At 69.6% G+C, this 20,636-nt stretch carries 12 protein-coding genes; 4 read left to right on the top strand and 8 right to left on the bottom strand.

The annotated features are described in order from the left end of the window. Positions 1-300: 300 nt before the first annotated feature. The 7 genes from POL67_RS46480 to POL67_RS46450 form a co-directional block, all read right to left on the bottom strand. Complete coding sequence (locus tag POL67_RS46480) at positions 301-3,939, bottom strand: hypothetical protein (protein WP_271928061.1); 3,639 nt, start codon at positions 3,937-3,939, stop codon at positions 301-303. A gap of 280 nt (positions 3,940-4,219) precedes the next feature. Then, positions 4,220-5,374 carry a tetratricopeptide repeat protein gene (locus POL67_RS46475; protein ID WP_271928058.1) on the bottom strand — a complete coding sequence of 385 codons (1,155 nt, stop codon included), beginning with the start codon at positions 5,372-5,374 and terminating at the stop codon, positions 4,220-4,222. A gap of 483 nt (positions 5,375-5,857) precedes the next feature. Then, positions 5,858-7,696 (bottom strand): vWA domain-containing protein, encoded by a 1,839-nt coding sequence (locus POL67_RS46470; protein ID WP_271928057.1) that lies wholly within the window; start codon positions 7,694-7,696, stop codon positions 5,858-5,860. Between the two features lie 87 nt (positions 7,697-7,783). After that, positions 7,784-9,145: an RCC1 domain-containing protein gene (locus tag POL67_RS46465; RefSeq protein WP_271928055.1), complete on the bottom strand. Its 1,362-nt coding sequence runs from the start codon at positions 9,143-9,145 to the stop codon at positions 7,784-7,786. 73 nt (positions 9,146-9,218) lie between these two features. Next, positions 9,219-10,562 (bottom strand): sigma-54-dependent transcriptional regulator, encoded by a 1,344-nt coding sequence (locus POL67_RS46460; RefSeq protein WP_271928053.1) that lies wholly within the window; start codon positions 10,560-10,562, stop codon positions 9,219-9,221. After that, the gene (locus POL67_RS46455; protein ID WP_271928051.1) at positions 10,562-13,546 is read right to left on the bottom strand and encodes an ATP-binding protein; all 2,985 of its coding nucleotides are present in this window, start codon (positions 13,544-13,546) and stop codon (positions 10,562-10,564) included. Before POL67_RS46455 ends, POL67_RS46460 begins: the two co-directional genes overlap by 1 nt. Further along, positions 13,543-13,749, bottom strand: a complete 207-nt coding sequence (locus tag POL67_RS46450) for a hypothetical protein (protein ID WP_271928049.1) — start codon at positions 13,747-13,749, stop codon at positions 13,543-13,545. The genes POL67_RS46455 and POL67_RS46450 overlap by 4 nt, the downstream gene beginning before the upstream one ends. A 269-nt stretch (positions 13,750-14,018) precedes the next feature. Here POL67_RS46450 and POL67_RS46445 point away from each other — a divergent pair, with 269 nt between their 5' ends. The 4 genes from POL67_RS46445 to POL67_RS46430 are packed head-to-tail and all read left to right on the top strand — an operon-like array spanning position 14,019 to position 19,213. After that, entirely contained in the window at positions 14,019-15,356 is a 1,338-nt protein-coding gene (locus POL67_RS46445; RefSeq protein WP_271928046.1) for a hypothetical protein, read from the top strand. Positions 15,357-15,393: 37 nt separating this feature from the next. Continuing rightward, positions 15,394-17,364, top strand: coding sequence for an acetate--CoA ligase (gene acs, locus POL67_RS46440; RefSeq protein WP_271928045.1), 1,971 nt, complete (start codon positions 15,394-15,396; stop codon positions 17,362-17,364). Continuing rightward, complete coding sequence (locus POL67_RS46435) at positions 17,361-17,651, top strand: DUF485 domain-containing protein (RefSeq protein ID WP_271928044.1); 291 nt, start codon at positions 17,361-17,363, stop codon at positions 17,649-17,651. The genes acs and POL67_RS46435 overlap by 4 nt, the downstream gene beginning before the upstream one ends. Then, a complete protein-coding gene (locus tag POL67_RS46430; protein WP_271928042.1) occupies positions 17,648-19,213 on the top strand; it encodes a sodium:solute symporter family transporter in 1,566 nt (521 codons plus the stop codon). The genes POL67_RS46435 and POL67_RS46430 overlap by 4 nt, the downstream gene beginning before the upstream one ends. A 205-nt stretch (positions 19,214-19,418) precedes the next feature. On the opposite strand, the gene POL67_RS46425 is transcribed toward POL67_RS46430, so the two are convergent. Then, positions 19,419-20,549: a Rieske 2Fe-2S domain-containing protein gene (locus POL67_RS46425; protein WP_271931026.1), complete on the bottom strand. Its 1,131-nt coding sequence runs from the start codon at positions 20,547-20,549 to the stop codon at positions 19,419-19,421. Positions 20,550-20,636 lie beyond the last annotated feature (87 nt).

Raw genomic sequence — 20,636 nt, 5'->3', positions numbered from 1 at the left:
GGTTGGAGGTGTTGGCGCACGGAGCCGGGAACGCTCGTCGCTACCGCTGCCGTCTGTACCGGCTCGAAAGCTTCAGATTTCGAGTTTTCGGCAGCAAAAGCGGTGGTCGCGGCAGGAAATGGGAGGGCGCTGACTACCGTTGTTGGGTTGTGGATGACAGCCTCGGGGTCGATCTTCTATCGTACCCCTCTCTTGCGAAGGCTAGAAATGCGGCCGTTCTGACACTGAAGACGCAACTGGGTCTTCCGTGAGAACTCCGGTTGCACAAGGGACGTCAGCGCGGCGTATCGCCTCCGAAGATCAAAGCCCCGGGATGCTCCCGAAGAGCGAAGGCTCGATCTTGCCGACCGTTGCTTCGACCTCGAACCGATACACCACGCCGTCGACGTCCTCGGCGACGACACGCCGGAGCGCCGCAGGATCCCCACGCGCCACGAGCACACGATCGATGTGCAGCTCGACGTGCAGGATCCCCGTGCCGGGCTCGCGGGGCGTGCCCGTGAGCACGATCGTCGTGGGCGACGAGGAAACCGGCGCGACGGAGAGTGAAAACGCCCCCTGCGGGCCCACCGCGAGCGCGCGCCAGAGCGCGAGCAGGGGCGTGGGGACGCGGCGCGGCGCCGACGGGCCCTGGCCGTCACGGACCTGGATCGAGGTCACGCCGTCGTAGACGAGCCGATCGTGGCCGTGCACGTCGTTCAGCACCGCGAGGCGGAACGTCGCGCCGTCCCGCGCCTCCACCTCGACAGCCACCAGCGCAGACGTGACGACCTCGCCATCCGGCCCCGTCGTCCGCCAGCCGATGAGCGCCGACGCGGGCGAAGAGCGCGGGTAGAGCGCGTCGAGCGCGGTCGCCACCTCCTCGGCCGAGCCCGCGTGCGGGCCGAGCCGCTCGGGCCAGGTGAGCGGGGACGCGAGCGAGACCGGCGAGATCCGCGTCGACGTCACGGGCTCGGTCGCGTGCGGGCCGAACGTGGCGAGGTCGTTCTCCGTGCCATCGGGTGGCTCGAGCAGGAGCAGCCGCCCCACGTGCGTGAGCGCGGCCGTCTGCGGCAGGCCCGGCGCGCCCTGCGCGAGCACGGGCGTGGCCGAGGCCGCGAAGCGCGCGCCCACGGGCGGGAAGGGCAGGGGCGGCAGGAGCGGCTCGGGCGGGCGGCCCGGGTAGACGAGCGCGCGGATCAACGTCGCGCCGAGCGGATCGGCGGCGCGCAGCGCGTCCGTACGGTCGCGCGGGACCCAGTCGAAGGCTTCCCGCACCGCCGCCACCAGCGCCTCCACGTCGAGCCCCTCGCCGCGCATGCGCTCGAGCGACCCTTGCAGCGCGGCCGTCCCGCCTTGCTCGGCGGCCTTGCGCAAGAGCGGGATGCCGCGCTGCGCCGCGCCTCGCGACAGGGCCACGAGGCCCGCGCACGCGAGCATCGACGCGTCGCCCGGCGGCCGCGAGCCGGCGCGTTCGAGCCGCGACATCGCCTCCTCGTAGCAGGCGCCGGCCGCGCGGTGTGCGCCGAGATCGTCGAGCCTGCGCCCGTGCCGCACGAGCTCGAAGGCCGCGCGCAGGTGCACCCGCCCGTGCCGCGCGTCGCCCTCCTCCTCGCTGGCCTGGAGGAGCCCGGGCAGCTCGTCCACGCCGCGGGCGTGCTCGCGCATCCGCGTGAGGTACCAGGCCACGTCGGCGCGGCGTTCACGCATGTACACCTCGCCCGGGTGCTCCAGACAAACGTCCACCCAGCGCAGCCCGTCCTGCAGCGCTTCGAGCCGCTCGATCGCCGCGTCCTTTCGGCCGAGCGTGGAGAGCAGGTGCCCTTCGAGCAGCACGGCCGAGAAGCGCACCCGGTGCACGACCGCGCCGAGCCCGCCGAGCGAGGCGCGCATCTGCTCGAGCCGTTCGAGCGCCGCCTCGACCCGGCCCGCGCGCGCGAGCACCGCCGCCTCGTTGTAGGCCGCCGCGGCCGCCACCTCGTGAAACGGGCTCTGCCACGTGCCCGCGAGCCGCTCGGAGAGCGCGCCGAGCACGGCGAGCGCGTCGTCGTAATGCCCCGCGAGCCCGAGCGCGGCGCCCTCGTTGCACGCCGCGATCGCCGCGATCGCGCCTTCGATGAGGGACGGCGAGGGGCCGAGCCGCTCGCGCAGCGCGCTCGCCCGGTCGGCCGCATCGTCGGGCCTGCCCGAGCGCGCGAGCACGAACGCGGAGAGGCACGCGGCCGCCGCCTCCGTCTCCCGCTGCGCCGCGCTGCTCCCGCCCGGCGTCGACAGCGCCGCGTGGCCGAGGGCCGTGAGCGCGCGCGCGTCGTCGCCTCGCTCGATCGAGATCACGCCGAGCACGAGCGCCGCGTCCGCCGCGAGGGCGCGCAGATCCACCGAGGATGTTTGTCCCTGGAACTTCCACTCCCCGGCGAGCTCCAGCGCGGCCGAGAGGCTGTCGGTCGCGAGGGCGAAGCGCTCGCGGGCTGCGTGGCGCTTGCCTCTGCGGTAGAGCGCGAGCAGCACGGACTCGAAGAGCTCCGGGTCCTCGTGCCTGCGCTCGTGGAACCTCCGGACGACCTCGTCGTACTCGCCCGTCTCCGTCTGCGCCGAGAGATCCCCGAGCGCGAGGAACGCCTTTGCCGTCTCCTTGCTCCCGCGCTCGTCGCGCACCGCCTCGCGCACGATCGCCGCGCAGATCTTGGCGGCCTCGGCGTTCCGGCCCTGCGCCCGGAGCGCCATCGCCTCGGCCAGGCGCTCGGCGTGCTGGGCCGAGAGCTTGCGCGTCGAGAGCGGATCGGGGCGCCCCGGCCGCTCCGTCGGGCGGCCCCCCGGCCCGGCGGCGGGCGCGATCGTGGACGGAGACGAGAGCCCCGGCGAGCTCGGCCGCTCCGCGGGCACGGCGCGGAGACCCTCCGCGGGCGTCGCGTGGGGCGCCGCGCGCCGCGCCTCGATCGCCGAGAGCAGCTCCGCCGACATGGGCCGCGCGCGCGCGCCCACCTTGATCGGGCTCGTCTTCGAGAGACACTGTACGAAGCGGAAATAGGCGTGCGAGAGCCCCTGCGGATCCGACGTCGGCTCCACCTCGGCAGCGAGGCGCGGGGCGGGCTTCGTGGTGCTGCGCTGCGGGATCTGCGCGAGCTCCAGGTAGAGCGAAAGGTCACACGCGGGCAGCGCGAGCGTGGATCGCAAGAGCGCTTCGAGCCGCGGACGCGCCTCCTCCACGAACGCGCGGCCCGCGGAGCCGTCGGCCACGTGCACGAGCAGCGGGAACAGGTGGAGGGGTCGATCCGTCGAGGCGATCGCGCGCCGCCCGTGCGCCCAGGCGCCGAGCTCGATGGCCTCTTCGAGGGACGCGTCGTCGAGCACCACCACGAGCTTGTCGGCGAGGTGCGAGGCCAGGAGGGCCGTCGTCTCGGTCTCGCCCGTCGGCGCGTCGAGGAGCACCGCGTCGTAGCGACTGCGCAGCGCTGCGGCGACCTCTTCGAGCACGCCTGGGAACGCTTCGAGCCCGTCGAGCGGGCGGTTGCGCTCGCGTGGCGTGTCCTCGCCGCCGACGGGCAGGAAGTGCAGCTCCACCGTCCGGTCCTCGGGCAGGCCTGGGTAGCGCAGGGGCACGCGCCGGATCGCGGCGTCGTTCGCCTCGATGATCCGCTCGACGAGCTCGCGCGCCGCGCCGCCGCCGGCCGGTCCGCGTGTCGCGGGGAAACGCCGGGCTTCTTCGCGCACGGCGGCGAGCAGATCGACCATGCCGGGCGCGGGCCTCGGCCTCGGGGCGGTCGACGTGGCGGCGCGGCGCTTCGTGTCGTCCGGGAAGTACCGTGTGAGCGTGGGCGAGTCGACGGCGAGGTCGATGACGAGGACCTTGTCGCCGCGGTGGGCGAGCAGGGCCGCGAGGTTGGCCAGGGCCATTGCGCGTCCCGCGTCGCTGCGGGCGGACGCGAACACCGCGAGGTAGCCATCCCGAACGGTAGGCAAACGAAAACCCTCCAGCGGCCTACTTTCGCATGTTGCGGCCGCGGTACAAGGGGCTTGTCCCGGAGCGGGACGTGGGGGGTTGGGGGCGCAGCCGGCTTGCCGAGCGTAGCCCCCAAGCGTTGAATCGCGGGTTGGGGGCGCAGCCGGCTTGCCGAGCGTAGCCCCCAAGCGTTGAATCGCGGGTTGGGGGCGCAGCCGGCTTGCCGAGCGTAGCCCCCAAGCGTTGAATCGCGGGTTGGGGGCGCAGCCGGCTTGCCGAGCGTAGCCCCCAAGCGTTGAATCAAAGCGTTCCGGACTCCATCGCCGCCTTCTCGGCCGCGCGAACGGCGGTCTTTGCTTTCGCCTTGCCGGCGATCACGCGCGCGATGGCGTCTGCGTAGACCTCGGTCGTATCCATCGCGTCGAAGATCATGTTTCGGACGAGCAGCGGCGAGAGCGGCTCCTCGGTGTAATCGAGGGCGATCTTGAACCGGACGGAGCCGTCGTCGAAGTCCATCTCGAAATTGCCATCGCCCATACCGAAATTCGCGCGCGTGACGAACTCGGCGAGCTCCGTGCGGAGCTCCTTCTTCGCCTTCGGCTCGAAGATTACGTACACGACGACCCGCTCGAGCTCCTCGGACAGACGGACCGCGAACGACTCCACGATCCCCTGATTCACCGCGGCCAGGTAGTCGATGTAGCCCGCCTCGTCCTCGGACAGGGCGAACGTAAAGCCCGAGGCCCCGAGCACCTCCTCGACCACCATTCGTGCCGTCCGAGGCGCTTCCTCGACCTTCGCGCCCTTGCGCGCCTTCGTTCCGCCCTTTTTGCCTACCATGGTTTCGGTCCTCTGCTTTTCCCCGGCCTTGCGAATCATGTCGAGCAGGTTCTGGGTGTTCGGTCGATGGTGCCAGTCGGCCGCGGCCATCCCGAGGGCCCGCTCGCAGTCCTCCACGGCGCCCGCGAAATCGGCGTGCAGGGCCCGCAGCGCGGCCCGCTCGCCATACGCGCTCGGCTCGTCCGGCGCGAGGCGAATGGCCTCGTCGAGATCGGCGATGGCGCCGTCGAGATCCCCGTGCCGCTGCTTCGACAGGCCGCGTCGCTGCCAGGCGGGCGCGAAGTCCGGGGCGATCTTGATCGCGTCCGTGTAATCGGCGAGCGCGCCGTCGACGTCGCCGGCGAGCGACCGGGCATTGCCGCGGTTGTACCTCGGCGCGTGCTCCTTGGGCGCGAGCTTCATGGCCTTCGTGAAATCGGCGATGGCGCCGTCGAGGTCGCCCTCCTCCTGCTTGCGATTGCCACGATTGTTGATCTCGGCCCACGCGGGCATCCCTCCCTCGGGCGCCTCCGTCGTGAGGATGGGCCTCGTCGGCGTGCGCTTCGTGGGCGCCTTCCTGGCGGCTTTCTTGGCAGGGGTTTTTGGGGCGGCGGTTGTCTTGGTCGTGCGCGGCATGCGTTCGGCGGAGCCTATAGCACGGGGGCGCGCGTGTTCTCACCTCCCGACCGGCGCCCGAGCGCCCCGGCCCGTTTTTCGTGACGCGAGGGGGTCGCCGCGTGGCGAGGGAGACGCGCGAACGTGACGCGAGGGGGTCGCCGCGTGGCGAGGGGCACGCGCGAATGTGACGCGAGGGGGTCGCCACGTGGCGAGGGGCACGCGCGAATGTGACGCGAGGGGGTCGCCACGTGGCGAGGGGGACGCGCGAACGTGACGCGAGGGGGTCGGTGCGTGGCGAGGGGGACGCGCGAACGTGACGCGAGGGGGTCGCCACGTGGCGAGGGGCACGCGTGAACGTGACGCGCGGGGGTCGCCGCGTGGCGAGGCCGCCGGTCGAGGGTTTTCAGGCTCGTCGGGGATTGCGCTGGCAGAACGTGCACGACCAGGTCGTGCGGGGCGTCGGGGCGCGGCATCCGAGCGGACGCCGCGCCCGGCGTGGTTTTACTGAATCAGCCGCTTGATCTCGCCGCCCGCGACGTACGAGCCGCCGCCCGAGGCCTCGACGACCTCGTCGCAGACGTAGAGCACGCCGAGCTCGCGGATGCTGCGCGGGAAGCGGATGTTGTAGTTCGGGTTGAACCCGTCCGACACCACGCGCGCCCGGAGCTTCTTGCCCTCGGGCACGCATTGCACGAGCACGCCGTCGCCGATCTCCGTGCACGTCGGCAGATCCGCCGCCGTCGCCGGCGTCTTCGCCGCCTTCGAGGACGACCCCGACGAGCGCCGGCTCGACCCGCCGGAGCTCACGCTCACGGTCTCGCCCGGCCGGAGCAGCCGCTTGATCCAGCCAGCCGCGCGGTAGAAGCTCCCGTCGTTGCTCCCCACCACGTTCTCGACGAGGTACGTCACGCCCTCCTGCCGGATCGCGCGCGGGAACTGCACGTTCTTCGACGAATCGAAGCCGTCCGAGATCACCTTGATCCGGAGCTTGCCGCCCTCCTTCTCGCAGCGCACCACGACGCCGCCGTCCGCGCTCGTGACCGTGGCCAAACCCGCTGCGCTGCCGCCGGTCGTGCCGCGCTGCGCGAGGTCGCCGCGGCTCCGCGCCCCGGCCTGGTAGGACTGATCGCGCAGCTCCTTGCGGAGCACGCCGTCGTACGACCGCTTCTCCAGCCGGTCGGCGAAGTGTTCGAGCTGCTCGATCTCCTCGGCGAACGCGAACTGGTTCGCGAGCGGGCTGTTGCGGAGATCCTCGGCCATCTTCCGCAGCTTCTGCGCCGCGTTCTTGAGGTCGCCCTTGTCCGCGAGGTCGACCGCCTCGTCCTTGAGCTTCGCCGTCTCCAGGCGCCGCGCCTCGCCGATGACGTTGATGTCCTGCGCCGCCGCGGCCGCTTCTTCGGCCGTGCCCGCGTTCACCGTCACCACGAACTCGCCCGACCCGTCCTTGATCGAGCCGTCCACCACCGTCTGGTACTGGAACTGAACCGACGCGACCTTCACCGGCCCGGCCTTCGTCGGCTTCACCTCGAGCTCGAGCGCGAGGACCTTGTCTTCCACGGCGTACACGTCGCCGAGCGTCACCTCGAGCTCGTTGCCCTTCTCCTGGATGCGGTACTTGTTCAGCACCCAGCCGTGCTCGACGATCTCGTCGGGTCGCACGCTCACCACGAGGTTCTGTCCGATCACGGAGGACAAACCTTCGAGCTCGATCTTGAAGACCTGCTCGACGTCCTCGGGCGACTCGATGAAATAGAAGTTGCCCTCGGCCTCGCGGGCCATGCCGATGAGCAGGTCCTCGTTGAAGCCCGAGCCGAAGCCGAGCGTCGTCGTCACGACGCCCTCGCCCGCCTTCTCGCCGGACGTCTTCTTCAGCACGTCGGGATCGGTGATCCCCATGTTCGCCTGGCCGTCCGTGAGGAGCAGGACGCGGTTCACCTCGTCCTTTTTCGCGTGCTTCTTCACGTGCTTGACGCCTTCGAGCCAGCCGCCCGAGAGGTTCGTGCAGCCGCCGGCGCGCGCCTTGCCGATCTTGTCCTGGATGCCCTTCTTGTCCTTGGCGAGCACCGGATCGACGATCGTGTCGGGGCTGTCGTCGAAGATGACGACGCTCACCCGATCGTCCTCCTTCATCTCGCCGACGAGCGCCTGCGCGGCCTTGATGGCTTGGCGCAGCGGCGTGCCGCCCATCGAGCCGGAGCGATCGAGGACGAGGCTGAGGTTCAGCTTCCGCCTCGGCGCGTCTTCCTTCTTCCCCTCTGCCCCGAAGCGGACGACGAGCGATACCTTGGTGGACTCACCGACGACGATCGTCGGCTTGCTCAATGCGTAAGTCGCTTTCACGGAGTTTCCCCTCTGGACGCCCGAAGTGGCCGCCCGCGCGGCCTAGAGACCTATCACAAGGCGACCAGGGCGGAAAATCAGGATCCGTCAGGGAAAGGCGACGGAGGTAGGAACGAGAACGTCCTCCGGGGCGGGCGTCCCCGCGCCGGTCTGGCCGAACTCGTTGTCACCCCAGCAGAAGACGCCCCCCGTCCCCGTGATCACGCAGGTGTGGAGCCGCCCTCCGGCGATCTCGGTGGCGTTGAAGAGCTCCACGGGCAGGGGGACATAGGTGGTGTCGGTCGTGCCATTGCCGAGCGGCACGTTGACGCCCGTCACGTAGGGCTGGCCGCCCTCGCCGGAGATGCTCGCCGTGTGGTTGAAGGCCGCCGATACGAAGATCGGCTTCGGGACCGCGGAGGGGTCCGTGGGCGTCGTGCGCCACGTGAACTCGTTCTCGATGCCGAGCTGACCCTGGTACCCATTGCCCCAGCAGTATTGCTGCCCGCCCTTCAAGGCGCAGGTATGCGTGGAGCCGGACGAGACGCGATCCACGCCCGTCAAGCTCACGACCTTCGGCGAGGGTTGGTCGTCGCCGCCCCCGAGGCCGAGGGGGCCCATCAGCCCATCACCGCCCCAGCAATAGAGCGTGTCGTCCATCAGGACGGCGCACGTATGCTCGTTTCCGGCCGATACCTGGCGCACGCCGTCGAGCGGCACCTTCGTCGGCGTATTGACCTCGGGGCTCGCCATTCCGATGCCAATCTGCCCCCGATCGTTCGCGCCCCAGCAGTAGAGCTCGTTCTTGTTCGTCACGGCGCACGTATGCCGCCCGCCCGCGCTTACGGACACAGCGCCGACGAGGCTGATGACGGTCGTCGGCGTGTCCCGCCATCCCATCGCGCCAATGCCGAGTTGTCCCGTTCCGTTCGCGCCCCAGCATTGGACCGTGGTGTCCTTGAGGACCGCGCACGTGTGCGCGGCGATCTGCTCTGCGCCGGCCGCATCCTTGAAGAGGCCTCCGCCTGCGTCGACGTCGACGGCGTTCGTCGCGAGGGCCACCTTCGCCGGCGCGGCGGCCATGACATCGACGCCGAGCCCGAGCTCCCCCGACGCGTTGCGGCCCCAGCAATACACATCGCCGATCTCCGTGCGCACGCACGTCTGATGGTAGCCCGCGGTCACGTGGCGCGGATCGTCGCACACTCCGAGGACACACGAACGCGCGCAAACGATGCCGCAACCGCCGCAGTTCTTGGGATCGTCCGTGGTGCTCGTCTCGCACCCCGGCATGTCGTCGCAACTGGCGGTCCCGGGCGCGCAGCCCGGGTTGTCCCCGCCGGACCCGCCGCCGCCCGGCCCACCGCCGGACCCGCCGCCGCCCGCGCCGTAATTGCGTGGCTCCGGCGTGCACGCGGCCAGGACGACGAGGCCGACGACGAGGGCGCTGACGGAGAGAGCATTTCGCATGATGGACCTCGGAGGCTATCGAAAGCTTGCGCCGATATGCTCGCGTACGGCACCCCGATTGTCAACGCGGCTCTCACTTCGAGCGCAAAAGCCCCATCCTTTGCCGGCGCTCCCACAACGTCTTTCGGCTGATCCCGAGCCGCTTGGCCAATTCCGTCTCCGTCATGCCGTCCTGGTTTTCTAGGACGAACCGGCGGAAATACTCTTCCAGCGATACGTCCGAGGGCAACGAGGTCGGGGCTCCGCCGCGGCTCTCTTCTTTGGCCTCCAGGCCGAGCAGATCCGCGCTGATCATCCCTCCCTCCGAGAGGATCAACGCGCGCTCGATCGCATTCTCGAGCTCGCGCACGTTGCCGGGCCAGGAATGGCTCGTGATGGCCTTCTCCGCGTCCGGCGAGAGCGCGGGCACCGGCCGCTCCGCTTTTCGGGATCCCTCGGTGATGAAATGGCGCGCGAGCGCGAGCGCGTCCTCGCCCCGCTCGCGCAGCGGCGGCAGGCGCACTTCGATCACGCGCAGCCGGAAATAGAGATCGCTCCGGAACGTGCCCGCCTGCACCATCGCCGCGAGGTCCCGGTGCGTCGCCGCGACGAGCCGCACCGACACCTTGCGCGAGCGCGTCGAGCCCACGTGCCGCACCTCGCCCGTCTGCAAAAACCTGAGGAGCCGGGCTTGCGCCGGCAGGGGCAGCTCGCCGATCTCGTCGAGGAACAACGTGCCGCCGTCGGCCGCCTCCACGAGGCCCACGTGTGCGCTCGTCGCGCCCGTGAACGCGCCGCGCTCGTGGCCGAAGAGCTCGCTCTCGATGAGCCCCTCGGGGATGGCCGCGCAGTTGACCGGCACGAACGCGCGACCCCCGCGCCGGCTCATGCGATGAATCGCAGCCGCGACGAGCTCCTTGCCCGTCCCGCTCTCGCCGAGCACGAGCACCGTCGCGTCCGTGGGCGCGACCTTGCGGAGCCGCGCCTCGACGTCGCGCATCGCTTGCGACCGGCCGATCAAGCCCTCGAACGCCCCCTCGTCCGCGCGGGCGGCAGGCGCGGGGGGCACGTCCGCGGCGGGCCTCGGGCGCGACAGGATGCGCTCGACGAGCGCGAGCAGCTCATCGTGTTCGAACGGCTTCGACAGGTAATCGACCGCGCCCCGCTTCATCGCGTCGACCGCGGATCGCACCGTCGCGTAACTCGTCATCACGAGGACGGGCACCCCCCGTATGCGACACGGATCGATGAGGTCCGTGCCGGGCGCGCCAGGCAGCCGCACGTCGGTGATCACGAGATCAAACGAGGCGAGGTCGTGCTCTTCTTCGGCCTCGCGTACGCTCTGTGCCTCGGCGACGTCGTGCCCGGCGCGCGCGAGCAGGCGGCGGAGCTCGCTCCGGATGATGGATTCGTCTTCGACGAGGAGGAGCCGCGGCATCAGGTCGTCCCGCCAAACGCGGAAGGCGCATCCTCGCCCAGACGGGGCGCGAGCGGAAGCCGCACGTGCACCGTGGTCCCCACGCCCTCCTCGCTCTCGACCCACACCGCGCCGCCGTGCTCCCGCGCGATGCTCTCCACGACGGCGAGCCCGAGCCCCGTGCCTTCGCCGCGTGGCTTCGTCGTGAAAAAGGGGTCGAACATCCGCGCTTTCACCTCCTCCGGAATGCCTGTCCCCGCGTCGATGACGCGCAGCACCACCGACGAGTCCTGTCGCGCTGCGTCGATGAACACGCTGCCTTCCTCCTGCGACGCGTCACAAGCATTCGTCAGCAGATTGATGAGGATCTGCGTCAGGCGTTGCCGGTCGGCGTGGACGGCGAGGTCGTCGGGACAGACGTTTTCCATCTGGATTCGCTTGCCCGTCCGGTCGAGGCGCACGAGCGCGATGGCCTGATCGACGACCGGCGCGAGCGGGACGCGGGCGAATGCGCCCTCCGGCCCTGGCTCCACGGCGCTCGCGCCCGCATGGCTGTAGCCGAGGAGTGATCGGACGATCGCGTCGATGCGCCCCGCCTGCTCCAGGATGAGCCGCGCCCGCGCCCGCGCCTCGGCCGCGTCCGGCTCTTCCGCGAGGTTTTGCGCGAGGCAGGTGATGCCGGTCAGCGGATTGCCGATTTCGTGCGCGACGCCGGCCGCGAGCCGACCGACCGAGGCGAGGCGATCCCGATGCACGAGCTGCGCTTCGAGCGCCGCGCGCTCCGTGCGGTCCTCCAGGAGGAGCACGAGGCCAAACGGCGCGCCTGTTTCTCCTGCGCCTTCGGCATCGAGCGAGGCCTTGTGCAGCCGCACGGCGAGGCGCCGCCGGCCGTCGTCGAGGTCCACGTCGGCCTCCGCGCGCGCCGCGTCGTCGGCGAACGAGGAGAGGAGGGGCCCGAAGGGATCGGGGAGCCGTTCGAGGGGCAAGCCCGAGGCGACCTCCGGCGCGAGGCCGGTCGTGCGGGCGAGCGCGCGGTTCCACAGAATGACGTCGCGGCGTGGGCCGAGGGCGCAGACGCCGATGGGCAGCTCGTCGAGGACCGTGCGCAAATAACGCCGCAAAAGATCGAGCTCGGCCGCGATTCCGGTGAGCCCGAGGGCGGGCCGATTGAGGCGTTCGTCGAGGAAGCGGAGCTGATCGGCGAGCGCGGCGTCGTCGCCCTCGCCGCGATCGGCCGGATGCACGAGCAGCCGCGCGAGGATCGGCCCGAACAGGCCCGAGAGGTTGCGCTCGACCTGATCGCCGAGGCGGCGCAAATCCGCGCGGCCGAGCCCTTCCCGCGAAAGACCGAGCTCGCCGAGGGCCCGCGTGATCTCGGCCTCGGCGACGGCGGCGCCCACCTTGCGCGCGAGGGTCCATTCGAGCTCGGACGCCGAGCCCCACGGCGTCGCGGGCGGCCCCACGACGATCGCCTCCCGCGCGCAGATGCGCGCCGCCTCGGCCTCCTCGGGGGATTGCCCGCCGCGCAGCGACACGCCGCCGAAGAGCGCCACGTTCACCGAGAGCGAGAGCACCGTGGGCAAGGTCCAGCTATCCCCGAGGTCCGCGCCGAAGAGCGCCCGCGCGCCGAGATCCGCCGGCAACACCCCGGTGCGCGAGAGCAAAGGCAAGAGCGCCGCCGCCACCCACACGAGCGACCCGGCGCCGAGCCCGCTCAGAAATCCGGCCCGCGTGGCGCGTTTCCAGAACAGGACGCCGAGCAGGCCCGGGAGGAACTGCGCGAATGCGACGAACGACACGAGGCCTGTCTCGACGAGCAGCCCGCCGCGCTCCTGGACCCGATAAAACCCATACCCTGCGAAGATGATGGCCGCGACCAGCGCGCGGCGCAGCCAGAGCAGGCGCCGGTACGGGTCCTCGCCGAGCTTGTCGAGGCGAACCGGCAAGACGAAGTAATTGACGCACATGCCGGCGAGGGCAATCGTCGTGACGATCACCATCGCGCTCGCCGCGGAGACGCCGCCGAGGAACGCGAGCAGGGGGAGCTTCGTCGACCCGAGCGCCGCGGGTACGGCGAGCACGTATACGTCCGGCGAGGCGTCGAGCCCGAGGCGCTGGCCCGCCCACAGAATGGGCAAGACGGGCAGGTTGAGGAGCAAGAGGAACACGGGGAACGCGACGGCCGCGAACCGGAGCGAGCGCTCCTCCGCGCCCTCGGCGAATGCGACGTGGTATTGCCGCGGCAGGAGGAATGCGGCGCCGAACGAGAGGAGGATCAGGGACGAATAGCCCGTTCCCTCGCGCACGGGCGCCGCGAGCCGCTCGGTGACCTCGGGGTGGGTCGCGAGATACGCTTCGAGCCCCCCGACCCCGCCGTGCACGCCGAAGAGCGCCGCGGCGCCGACCGCGACGAGCGCGACGAGCTTCACGACCGATTCGAATGCGACGGCGAGCGCGAGCCCTCCATGCCGCTCGCGCGCCGTGAGGTGCCGCGCGCCGAAGAGCACGGTGAACGTGGTGAGCAGCGCGGAAAACCCGAGCCCGAGCGCGGCCGGCGAGGCCGTGGGGGCGAGGGCACGTGCGCTGTCGACGACGGCGTGAATCTGCTGCGCGATGTACGGGACGCTGGCGACGAGCGCGAGCAGCGTGACGAACACGCCCACGCGGCGCCCGCGATACCGAAACGCGAAGAGGTCCGCGAGCGAGGTGAGCTGCTGATCGCGTGAGAGCCGCAGGATGGGCTGCCAGACGAGCGGGGCGGCGATGCAGGCGAGCGTCGGCCCGAGGCACACCGCGAGGAACGTGAGGCCGTGGCTGCCGGCGAAGCCCACGCCGCCGAAATAGGTCCACGACGTGGCATACACGCCGAGCGAGAGCGAATACACGAGCGGGCTGCCCGTGAAGCGTCGTGGAATGGTCTCCCGCTCGGCGAGGTGCGCGAGCAAAAACAAAAGCGCGAGGTAGCCGAGCGCGACGAGCGAGAGGGTGGAGGCCGCGAGCGTCATGGTCCGGAGCCACGGCCGCCGCGCTCGCCCCGCGCCGCGAGCGCCGAAAGCGCGATGAGCAGGGCCCACACGAGGAACGGCGCGAGCCACGTGCGCCCCGGGTGCGCCCACGCGAGGCGCAGCGGCGACACGGCGACGAAGGCCCCACATCCGAGCAGGACGAGGGAGATCTCGGCGGCGGAGGCGCGCGGAGGGATGCCCACGCGGCGACGTTACCAGATCCCCGGGGCCCTTGGCGCGCGCGGAGTGTGCTGACGCACCGCGTTCGTTACGAAAGGAAACGCGGCTTCGTTACGAAACACCACGCGATGCGGTTTTGCCGCGGCGCGCGCCCGCGTTCCGCGCCTGGTACGCGCATTGCAATCCGGTTTTCCCGGCGAACGGGGACGTGCCCGACCCGGCGTACCTCGGTCCCCCCGTTCCCCGTTTTTTCCCGCGTGCCGGAGCGCCGGCGCGGCTTTGGGGGTCGTCCATGAAGAGGTGTCTCACGGCGACGGTGGCGATGTTCGCGCTCGCGATGACGGCGGGCGTGGCGCGGGCCGAATACGATCCGTCGATCGACAAGGGCGTGAAGATCGAGCTCTCGAAGGACGGAAAACAGTACTTCCGCATCCTCACGTGGCACCAGATCTGGATACGCTACAACGAGCACAACCCCGATTCGCTCGTCCGCGGCGCGCCCCAGGACGCGAGCGCCGACATCGGCATTCGCCGCTCGCGGCTGCTCCTGCACGGCCAGCTCTCCAAGGACCTGACGATCCTGGCGCATTTCGGCATCAACAACCAGAGCACCGTCGGGGGCGGGTTCGGCGCGGGCGACACGCCGAAGAAGCCGCAGCTCTTTTTGCACGACCTGTGGGGCGAGTACCGGATCGCCGGGGACGCGCTCGCGGTCGGGGTGGGCCTTCATTACTGGAACGGCGTGTCCCGTCTCGCGAGCGCGAGCACGATCAACTCGATGACGATCGACGCGCCCATTCACAACTGGCCGACGATCGACAAGTCCGATCAGTTCGCGCGTCAGCTCGGCGTGTACGTGAAGGGCATCCTCTGGAATCGCCTCGAATACCGGGCCGCCGTGAACCATCCCTTCGCCGTCGCGGGGGAGCCCAAGGAGAGGACGGCCGACTACGACCCGAACGCGAACATGCCCGCCGTGCAGGGGTATTTAAAGTTCGATTTCCTCGAACCGGAGTCGAACTCGCTGCCTTATTACGTCGGCACATACCTCGGCAAGAAGAAGGTCCTGAACCTCGGCGCGGGGGTTTATTGGCACCCCGATTCGATGGCGTACCTCGACGGCGGCGACAAGCGGAAGGCCGATACGCGGATGTTCGGTGTGGACACGTTCCTCGACCTGCCCACGGGCTGGAAGGGCACGGCCGTCACGGCGTATGCGGGCCTCGTCCTCTCCGATTTCGGACCGAATTACGTGCGGAACATCGGCATCTTGACCCCCTCGACGGCGCTCGCCGCAGGCGCGCCTGGATCATTCAATGGTCCGGGCAACGCGGTGCCCACGGTCGGCACGGGCATGCAGATCTACGGGCACGCGGGGTTCTTGTTCCCCGACATGGGCCGCGCGGGGCAGCTCCAGCCTTATGTCGCGGTGCGCCGCGGGCACTTCGAGGGCCTCGACGATGCCGTGCTCGTGCCCGACGTCGGGCTCAACTGGTTCGTCGTCGGGCACCACGGCAAGCTCACGCTGAATTACCGCAGTCGCCCGGTGTTCTCGGCGCGGCCCGAGGGCAAACCGATCGAAACGGATCGCAAGAACGAAGTCACGATGCAGGCGCAGGTGTTCTTCTGAGGAAGGCGCGCCGCTGTCGGAGCATGGGAGGAAGAACATGAAATTCGCAGACGAACCGCTCGCCTACCACCCGAAGATCCGCTCGATGGAGGACTACGAGACCCTCTATCGGCAGAGCCTGGAGGACCCCGAGGTCTTCTGGTCGGAGCGCGCCCGCGCCCTCTCCTGGTTTTACCCGCCCCACAGCACCGTGGACGTCGACCCCGAGAGCGCGGACGTCGCCTGGTACTCGGGCGGGCGCCTCAATGCCTGCTTCAATGCCGTCGACCGGCACGCGGCCCACCGGCCGAACAAGACCGCGCTCGTGTGGGCGAAAAACGAGCCCGGCGAGTACGAGCGTATCTCCTTCCGCAAGCTCAAGCACGAGGTCTGCCGGCTCGCGAACGTCCTCAAATCGTTCGGCGTGCACAAGGGCGACCGCGTGTGTCTCTACATGCCGATGATCCCCGAGCTCGTCTACGCGATGCTCGCCTGCGCGCGGATCGGCGCCGTGCATTCCGTCGTCTTCGCCGGCTTCTCGGCGGAGAGCCTGCGCGAGCGGATCCTCGACGCCGGCTGCGAGGTCGTCCTCACGGCGAACGAGGCGCTCCGCGGCCCGAAGCGCATTCCGCTGAAGCACATCGTCGACGACGCGGTCGAGGGGCTCTCGCTCGTCCACACGGTCCTCGTCGCGCGCCGCACGGACACGCAGGTGCCCATGCACGCGGGCCGCGACCATTTCCTCGACGAGGTCATGGACAAGCATCGGTCGACGTGCCCCGTCGAATGGATGGCCGCCGAGGATCCGCTCTTCATCCTCTACACGTCCGGCTCCACCGGGAAACCCAAGGGCGTCCTGCACACGACCGGCGGATACCTCGTGTATGCGGCCCTGACGCATGCCGTCGTCTTCGACCTGCGCCCGGACGACGTCCATTTCTGCACGGCCGATCTCGGCTGGATCACGGGCCATAGTTACGTGGTGTACGGCCCGCTCGTGAACGGCACGACGACGGTGCTCCTGGAGGCGCTGCCCAATGATCCCGACGCGAGCCGCATCTGGCAGATCGTCGACGATCTGAAGGCCACGCAGCTCTACACAGCGCCGACCGCGCTGCGCTCGCTCATGGCCGCGGGGGATACGTATCTCGAAACCTCGAGCCGCGACACGCTGCGTGTCCTCGCCTCGGCCGGCGAGCCCATCAACCCGGAGGCCTGGCGCTGGTATCACGATCAGGTCGGCAAGGGCCGCGCCGCCGTCGTCGATACGTTCTGGCAAACCGAGACGGGCGGCGTCCTCGTCACGCCGCTGCCCTTCGTGACGCCGACCAAGCCGGGGTCCGCCACGAAACCCTTCTTCGGCGTGGAGCTCGCCGTCCTCGACGAGCAGGGGCACATCCTCGATAAAAACGGCGTCAGCGGCAACCTCTGCGTCAAGCGCTCCTGGCCCGGCCAGGCCCGCACGCTCTACGGTGACCACCGCCGCTTCCGCGAGACCTATTATGCGCGTTTCCCGGGCCTGTATTTCACGGGCGACGGGTGTGTGCGCGACGAGGACGGCGACATCTGGGTCACGGGGCGCGTGGACGACGTGCTCAATGTCTCCGGCCACCGGCTCGGCACCGCCGAGGTCGAGAGCGCGCTCGCCGAGCACGACGCCATCGCCGAGGCCGCCGTCGTGGGCATTCCACACGCCATCAAGGGCACGGGCATCTTCGCGTATGTCGTCCTGCGGTCCGGCGTCTCGTACCGCAGCGAGATCGAACTCCAGGGCGCGCTGAAAGAGCAGGTCCGCCACGCGATCGGCCCGATTGCCACGCCGGACGGATTCCGGATCGTGTCGGGCTTGCCGAAGACACGCTCGGGCAAGATCATGCGCCGCATCTTGCGCAAGATCGCCTGCGGAGAGACCGAGAACCTCGGGGATACGACCACGCTCGCCGATCCGACCCTTCTGGACGAACTGCTCGAAAAAACCGTCGAGGGCGCGGCGAAATCGCGTACGCTGAGCGCCGAGGTGAGGGCATGAACGAGAAGGATCTTCGCCGGGTCGCCGCGGCGCGCGACCGCATCGCGCGCGTGCTGACCGCGGCCACGATGTTCGCCTATTTCGGCTTCATCCTGCTCGTGGCCTGGGGCAAACCCCTGCTCGGCAATCTCCTCACGAATGGCTTGAGCCTCGGCATGCTGCTCGGCTCCCTCGTGATCGTCCTGTCCTGGGTGTTCACGGGCATCTATGTCTCCTGGGCGAACCGGCATTACGACGTCCACGTCGAGCGCCTCGCCGGCAAGTCGAAGAGCGGGGGCGGTACATGAACGGCGTACAGACCTCGCTCGGCGCGACGAGCGGCACGGCGATCGCGTTTTTCCTGGTCTTCATCTCGGCGACGCTCGCCATCACGGGCTGGGCCGCGCGGAAGACGAAGACGACGAGCGAGTTCTTCGCGGCCGGCGGCAACGTGAGCGGCTTGCAGAATGGATTCGCGCTCGCCGGCGATTACATGAGCGCGGCGAGCTTCCTCGGCATCGCGGGCCTCGTGGCGACGAGCGGCTTCGACGGCCTCATCTATTCGGTCGGCTGGCTCGTCGGCTGGCCCGTGGTGACGTTCCTGATCGCCGAGCCGCTGCGCAACCTCGGCAAGTACACGTTCGCCGACGTGGTGGCGTATCGCCTGAAGAAAAAGCCCGTCCGTATCGCCGCCGCGATCGGCGGGCTCACGGTGATCTGCTTTTATCTCATCGCGCAGATGGTCGGCGCGGGCAACCTCATCAAGATGATGTTCGGCCTGCAATACGAGACCGCGCTGCTCATCGTGGGCACGGTCATGCTGCTCTACGTGCTCTTCGGCGGCATGATCGCGACGACGTGGGTGCAGATCGTCAAGGCGGTGCTTTTGCTCGGCGGGGCGACGTTGCTCGCGCTCCTCTCGCTCGTTCCTTTCGGGATGAACCCGCTCGCGCTCTTCGCGAAGGCGGCCGAGACCTATGGCCCGGAGGTCCTCGCGCCGGGCAAGCTCGTGTCGAGCCCGCTCGAAGCCGTCTCGCTGGGCCTCGCGCTCATGTTCGGCACGGCCGGCCTGCCGCACATCCTGATGCGCTTTTACACGGTGCCCGACGCGAAGGCCGCGCGCTCCTCCGTCTTTTATGCGACGGGCTTCATCGGCTTCTTTTACCTCGTCACGTTCATCCTCGGCTTCGGCGCGAGCGTGCACGTCGGGCGTTCGGCCATTACCTCGGTCGACAAGGGGGGCAATATGGCCGCGCTCCTGCTCGCCGAGGCCGTGGGCGGCCGTCCGTTCCTCGGGTTCATCTCGGCCGTGGCGTTCGCGACCATTCTCGCGGTCGTGGCTGGCTTGACGCTCTCGGGCGCGGCGGCGCTGGCGCACGACCTGTGGGTCGGCGTGATCCGGCACGGGCAGGCGGACGAAAAGGAGCAGCTCAAGGTGGCGCGTGTCGCGACGATCGTTCTCGCGCTGGTCGCGATGGGCCTCGGCCTGCTCTTCAAGGGTCAGAATGTCGCATTCATGGTCGGCCTCGCGTTCGCCGTCGCGGCGAGCTCGAATTTCCCGGTCTTGCTCCTGTCGATCACGTGGAGGAAGTTCACGACGCGGGGCGCCGTGAGCGCGATCGTGGCGGGCGTCGTGAGCGCGCTCGTGCTCATCTGGATGTCGCCGACCATTCAGGTGGACCTGCTCAAGAACCCCACGGCGATGCTGTCCCTGAAGAACCCGGGCATCATCACGGTGCCACTCTCGTTCGTCGTGGGAATCGTGGTGAGCCTGCTCTTCCCGGAGCCGGAAGCTGAGGCGAAGTATGCCGAGGTGGAGCGCCGCATGCACCTCGGCGCGGAGGATGCGGAGCCCGCTGCGGCGGAGTGAGCCTTACGCGCTTTCTTCCAGGGGGGTTGCGGTAGACTTCGTCCAGGTCGAGCTTGCAGCCGATCGACGCCAGCGTACTCGGTGAACGTGACGAGCTTGCGAGCGGCCTCTCCCATGTGCGGCTCCTCCTTGCCCATCGCCCTACCACGCGCCGTCCGACGGGGGAAGATCCCCGGTTTTACCTTCTGGAACAGGTTTCACCTGGCTATACCAGGAGTTTCACCGTTTCTTCATGAACATTTTCGCCCGTCGACACATCCCCCCGCTCGGCCTTCCGCATGAGCCGCCAGATGTGCCGCCCGAGCACGTCGATCTCCGTCGACGCGTATTGCTCGCCCCCGAACCGCTGGATGTTCTCCGTCTGCAGCTTCAACAGCGCCGCGTCCTGCGCGAACACCTTGAGGCCGAGCGGCAGCAAGAACGGCTTGAGCAGCCAGCCCGGGAACAGCCGCACCCTGAAGCTCACCACCGCGTAGATGTGCGTCAGGAAGTCCGTCACCGGCGTCATCGCGGCCGAGACCAAAAAATGGTTTTCCGTGCCAATCTTGTACTCGACCTCCGCGATCGAGGGCAGGATGAACCGATCGAAATGCGTTACCTCGCCGCCCGACGGCGAGAGGATCCGGGCCACGAGGCCCGTCGGGCGCGGCTCGCCTACGTACTCGGCCACCACGCGGTCGTGCGTGCGCTTCACGCGCGCCTCGATCTCGATGCCCCGCGGCTTCGATCGAAACAGGCCACTGTGCAGGTACTGCGTGTGCGGCACGTCGAGCGCGTTCTCCAGCGCCGCGTGCATCGTGCTCTCGGACTCCACCCGCCGCCGCACCGACGTGTAGCCCGCGCCGAGCGCGGGGAAACGATACGGCTCGGTCTTCGGCGTCTCGTTCGGCGCCCCGTAGACCCACACGAACCCGTCTTGCTCCCGCGCCGCGTAGCTCGGCGCGTTGCGCGCCTTCGCCGCAGCGTCGCCGACGAGCGACGGGACGAACTTGCACGTGCCCCCGCGGTCGAAACGCCAGCCGTGGTACGAGCACTGGAGCTGCCCCTCCACGACCTCGCCGATCGAGAGCGGCACGTTCCGGTGCGGGCAGCGGTCGAGCAGCGCGCCGGGCTTGCCCTCGCCGTCGCGGAAGAGCACGAGCGGCACGCCGAGCAGGGTCCGCGCGATCGGCCGATCCCCGAGCTCGTTTGATGTCGCCACGACGAACCAGTGGCCCAGAAGGCGCGCCACCGAGGCCCGCACCTTCGCCCGGGGCGGCGCGAGCAAGGCCTCGGCCGGCACGAGGGGTGCGCTCTCGGAAGGCTCGGCAACGACGTCGCGATCGTCGGGTCCCATCACGCTCGAAGCCTCCCCACTTTCGGCCCCGATGGCAAGCGCCGGTTGGTGCTCGGCCCGTGTGTGCGATTTGTCACGATGTTTTTA

Origin of the sequence: Polyangium mundeleinium (genome assembly GCF_028369105.1) — a bacterium.
Lineage (GTDB): Bacteria > Myxococcota_A > Polyangia > Polyangiales > Polyangiaceae > Polyangium > Polyangium mundeleinium.
Note: the sequence above shows the minus strand (reverse complement) of the source record. Positions and strands in the feature narration are given on the sequence as shown.

Coding starts and splice junctions, on each gene's coding strand:
- POL67_RS46475 (WP_271928058.1), bottom strand. CDS start 5,374: ATGCCGCGCACGACCAAGACAACCGCCGCCCCAAAAACCCCTGCCAAG.
- POL67_RS46465 (WP_271928055.1), bottom strand. CDS start 9,145: ATGCGAAATGCTCTCTCCGTCAGCGCCCTCGTCGTCGGCCTCGTCGTC.
- POL67_RS46460 (WP_271928053.1), bottom strand. CDS start 10,562: ATGCCGCGGCTCCTCCTCGTCGAAGACGAATCCATCATCCGGAGCGAG.
- POL67_RS46455 (WP_271928051.1), bottom strand. CDS start 13,546: ATGACGCTCGCGGCCTCCACCCTCTCGCTCGTCGCGCTCGGCTACCTC.
- POL67_RS46445 (WP_271928046.1), top strand. CDS start 14,019: ATGAAGAGGTGTCTCACGGCGACGGTGGCGATGTTCGCGCTCGCGATG.
- acs (WP_271928045.1), top strand. CDS start 15,394: ATGAAATTCGCAGACGAACCGCTCGCCTACCACCCGAAGATCCGCTCG.
- POL67_RS46435 (WP_271928044.1), top strand. CDS start 17,361: ATGAACGAGAAGGATCTTCGCCGGGTCGCCGCGGCGCGCGACCGCATC.
- POL67_RS46430 (WP_271928042.1), top strand. CDS start 17,648: ATGAACGGCGTACAGACCTCGCTCGGCGCGACGAGCGGCACGGCGATC.
- POL67_RS46425 (WP_271931026.1), bottom strand. CDS start 20,549: ATGGGACCCGACGATCGCGACGTCGTTGCCGAGCCTTCCGAGAGCGCA.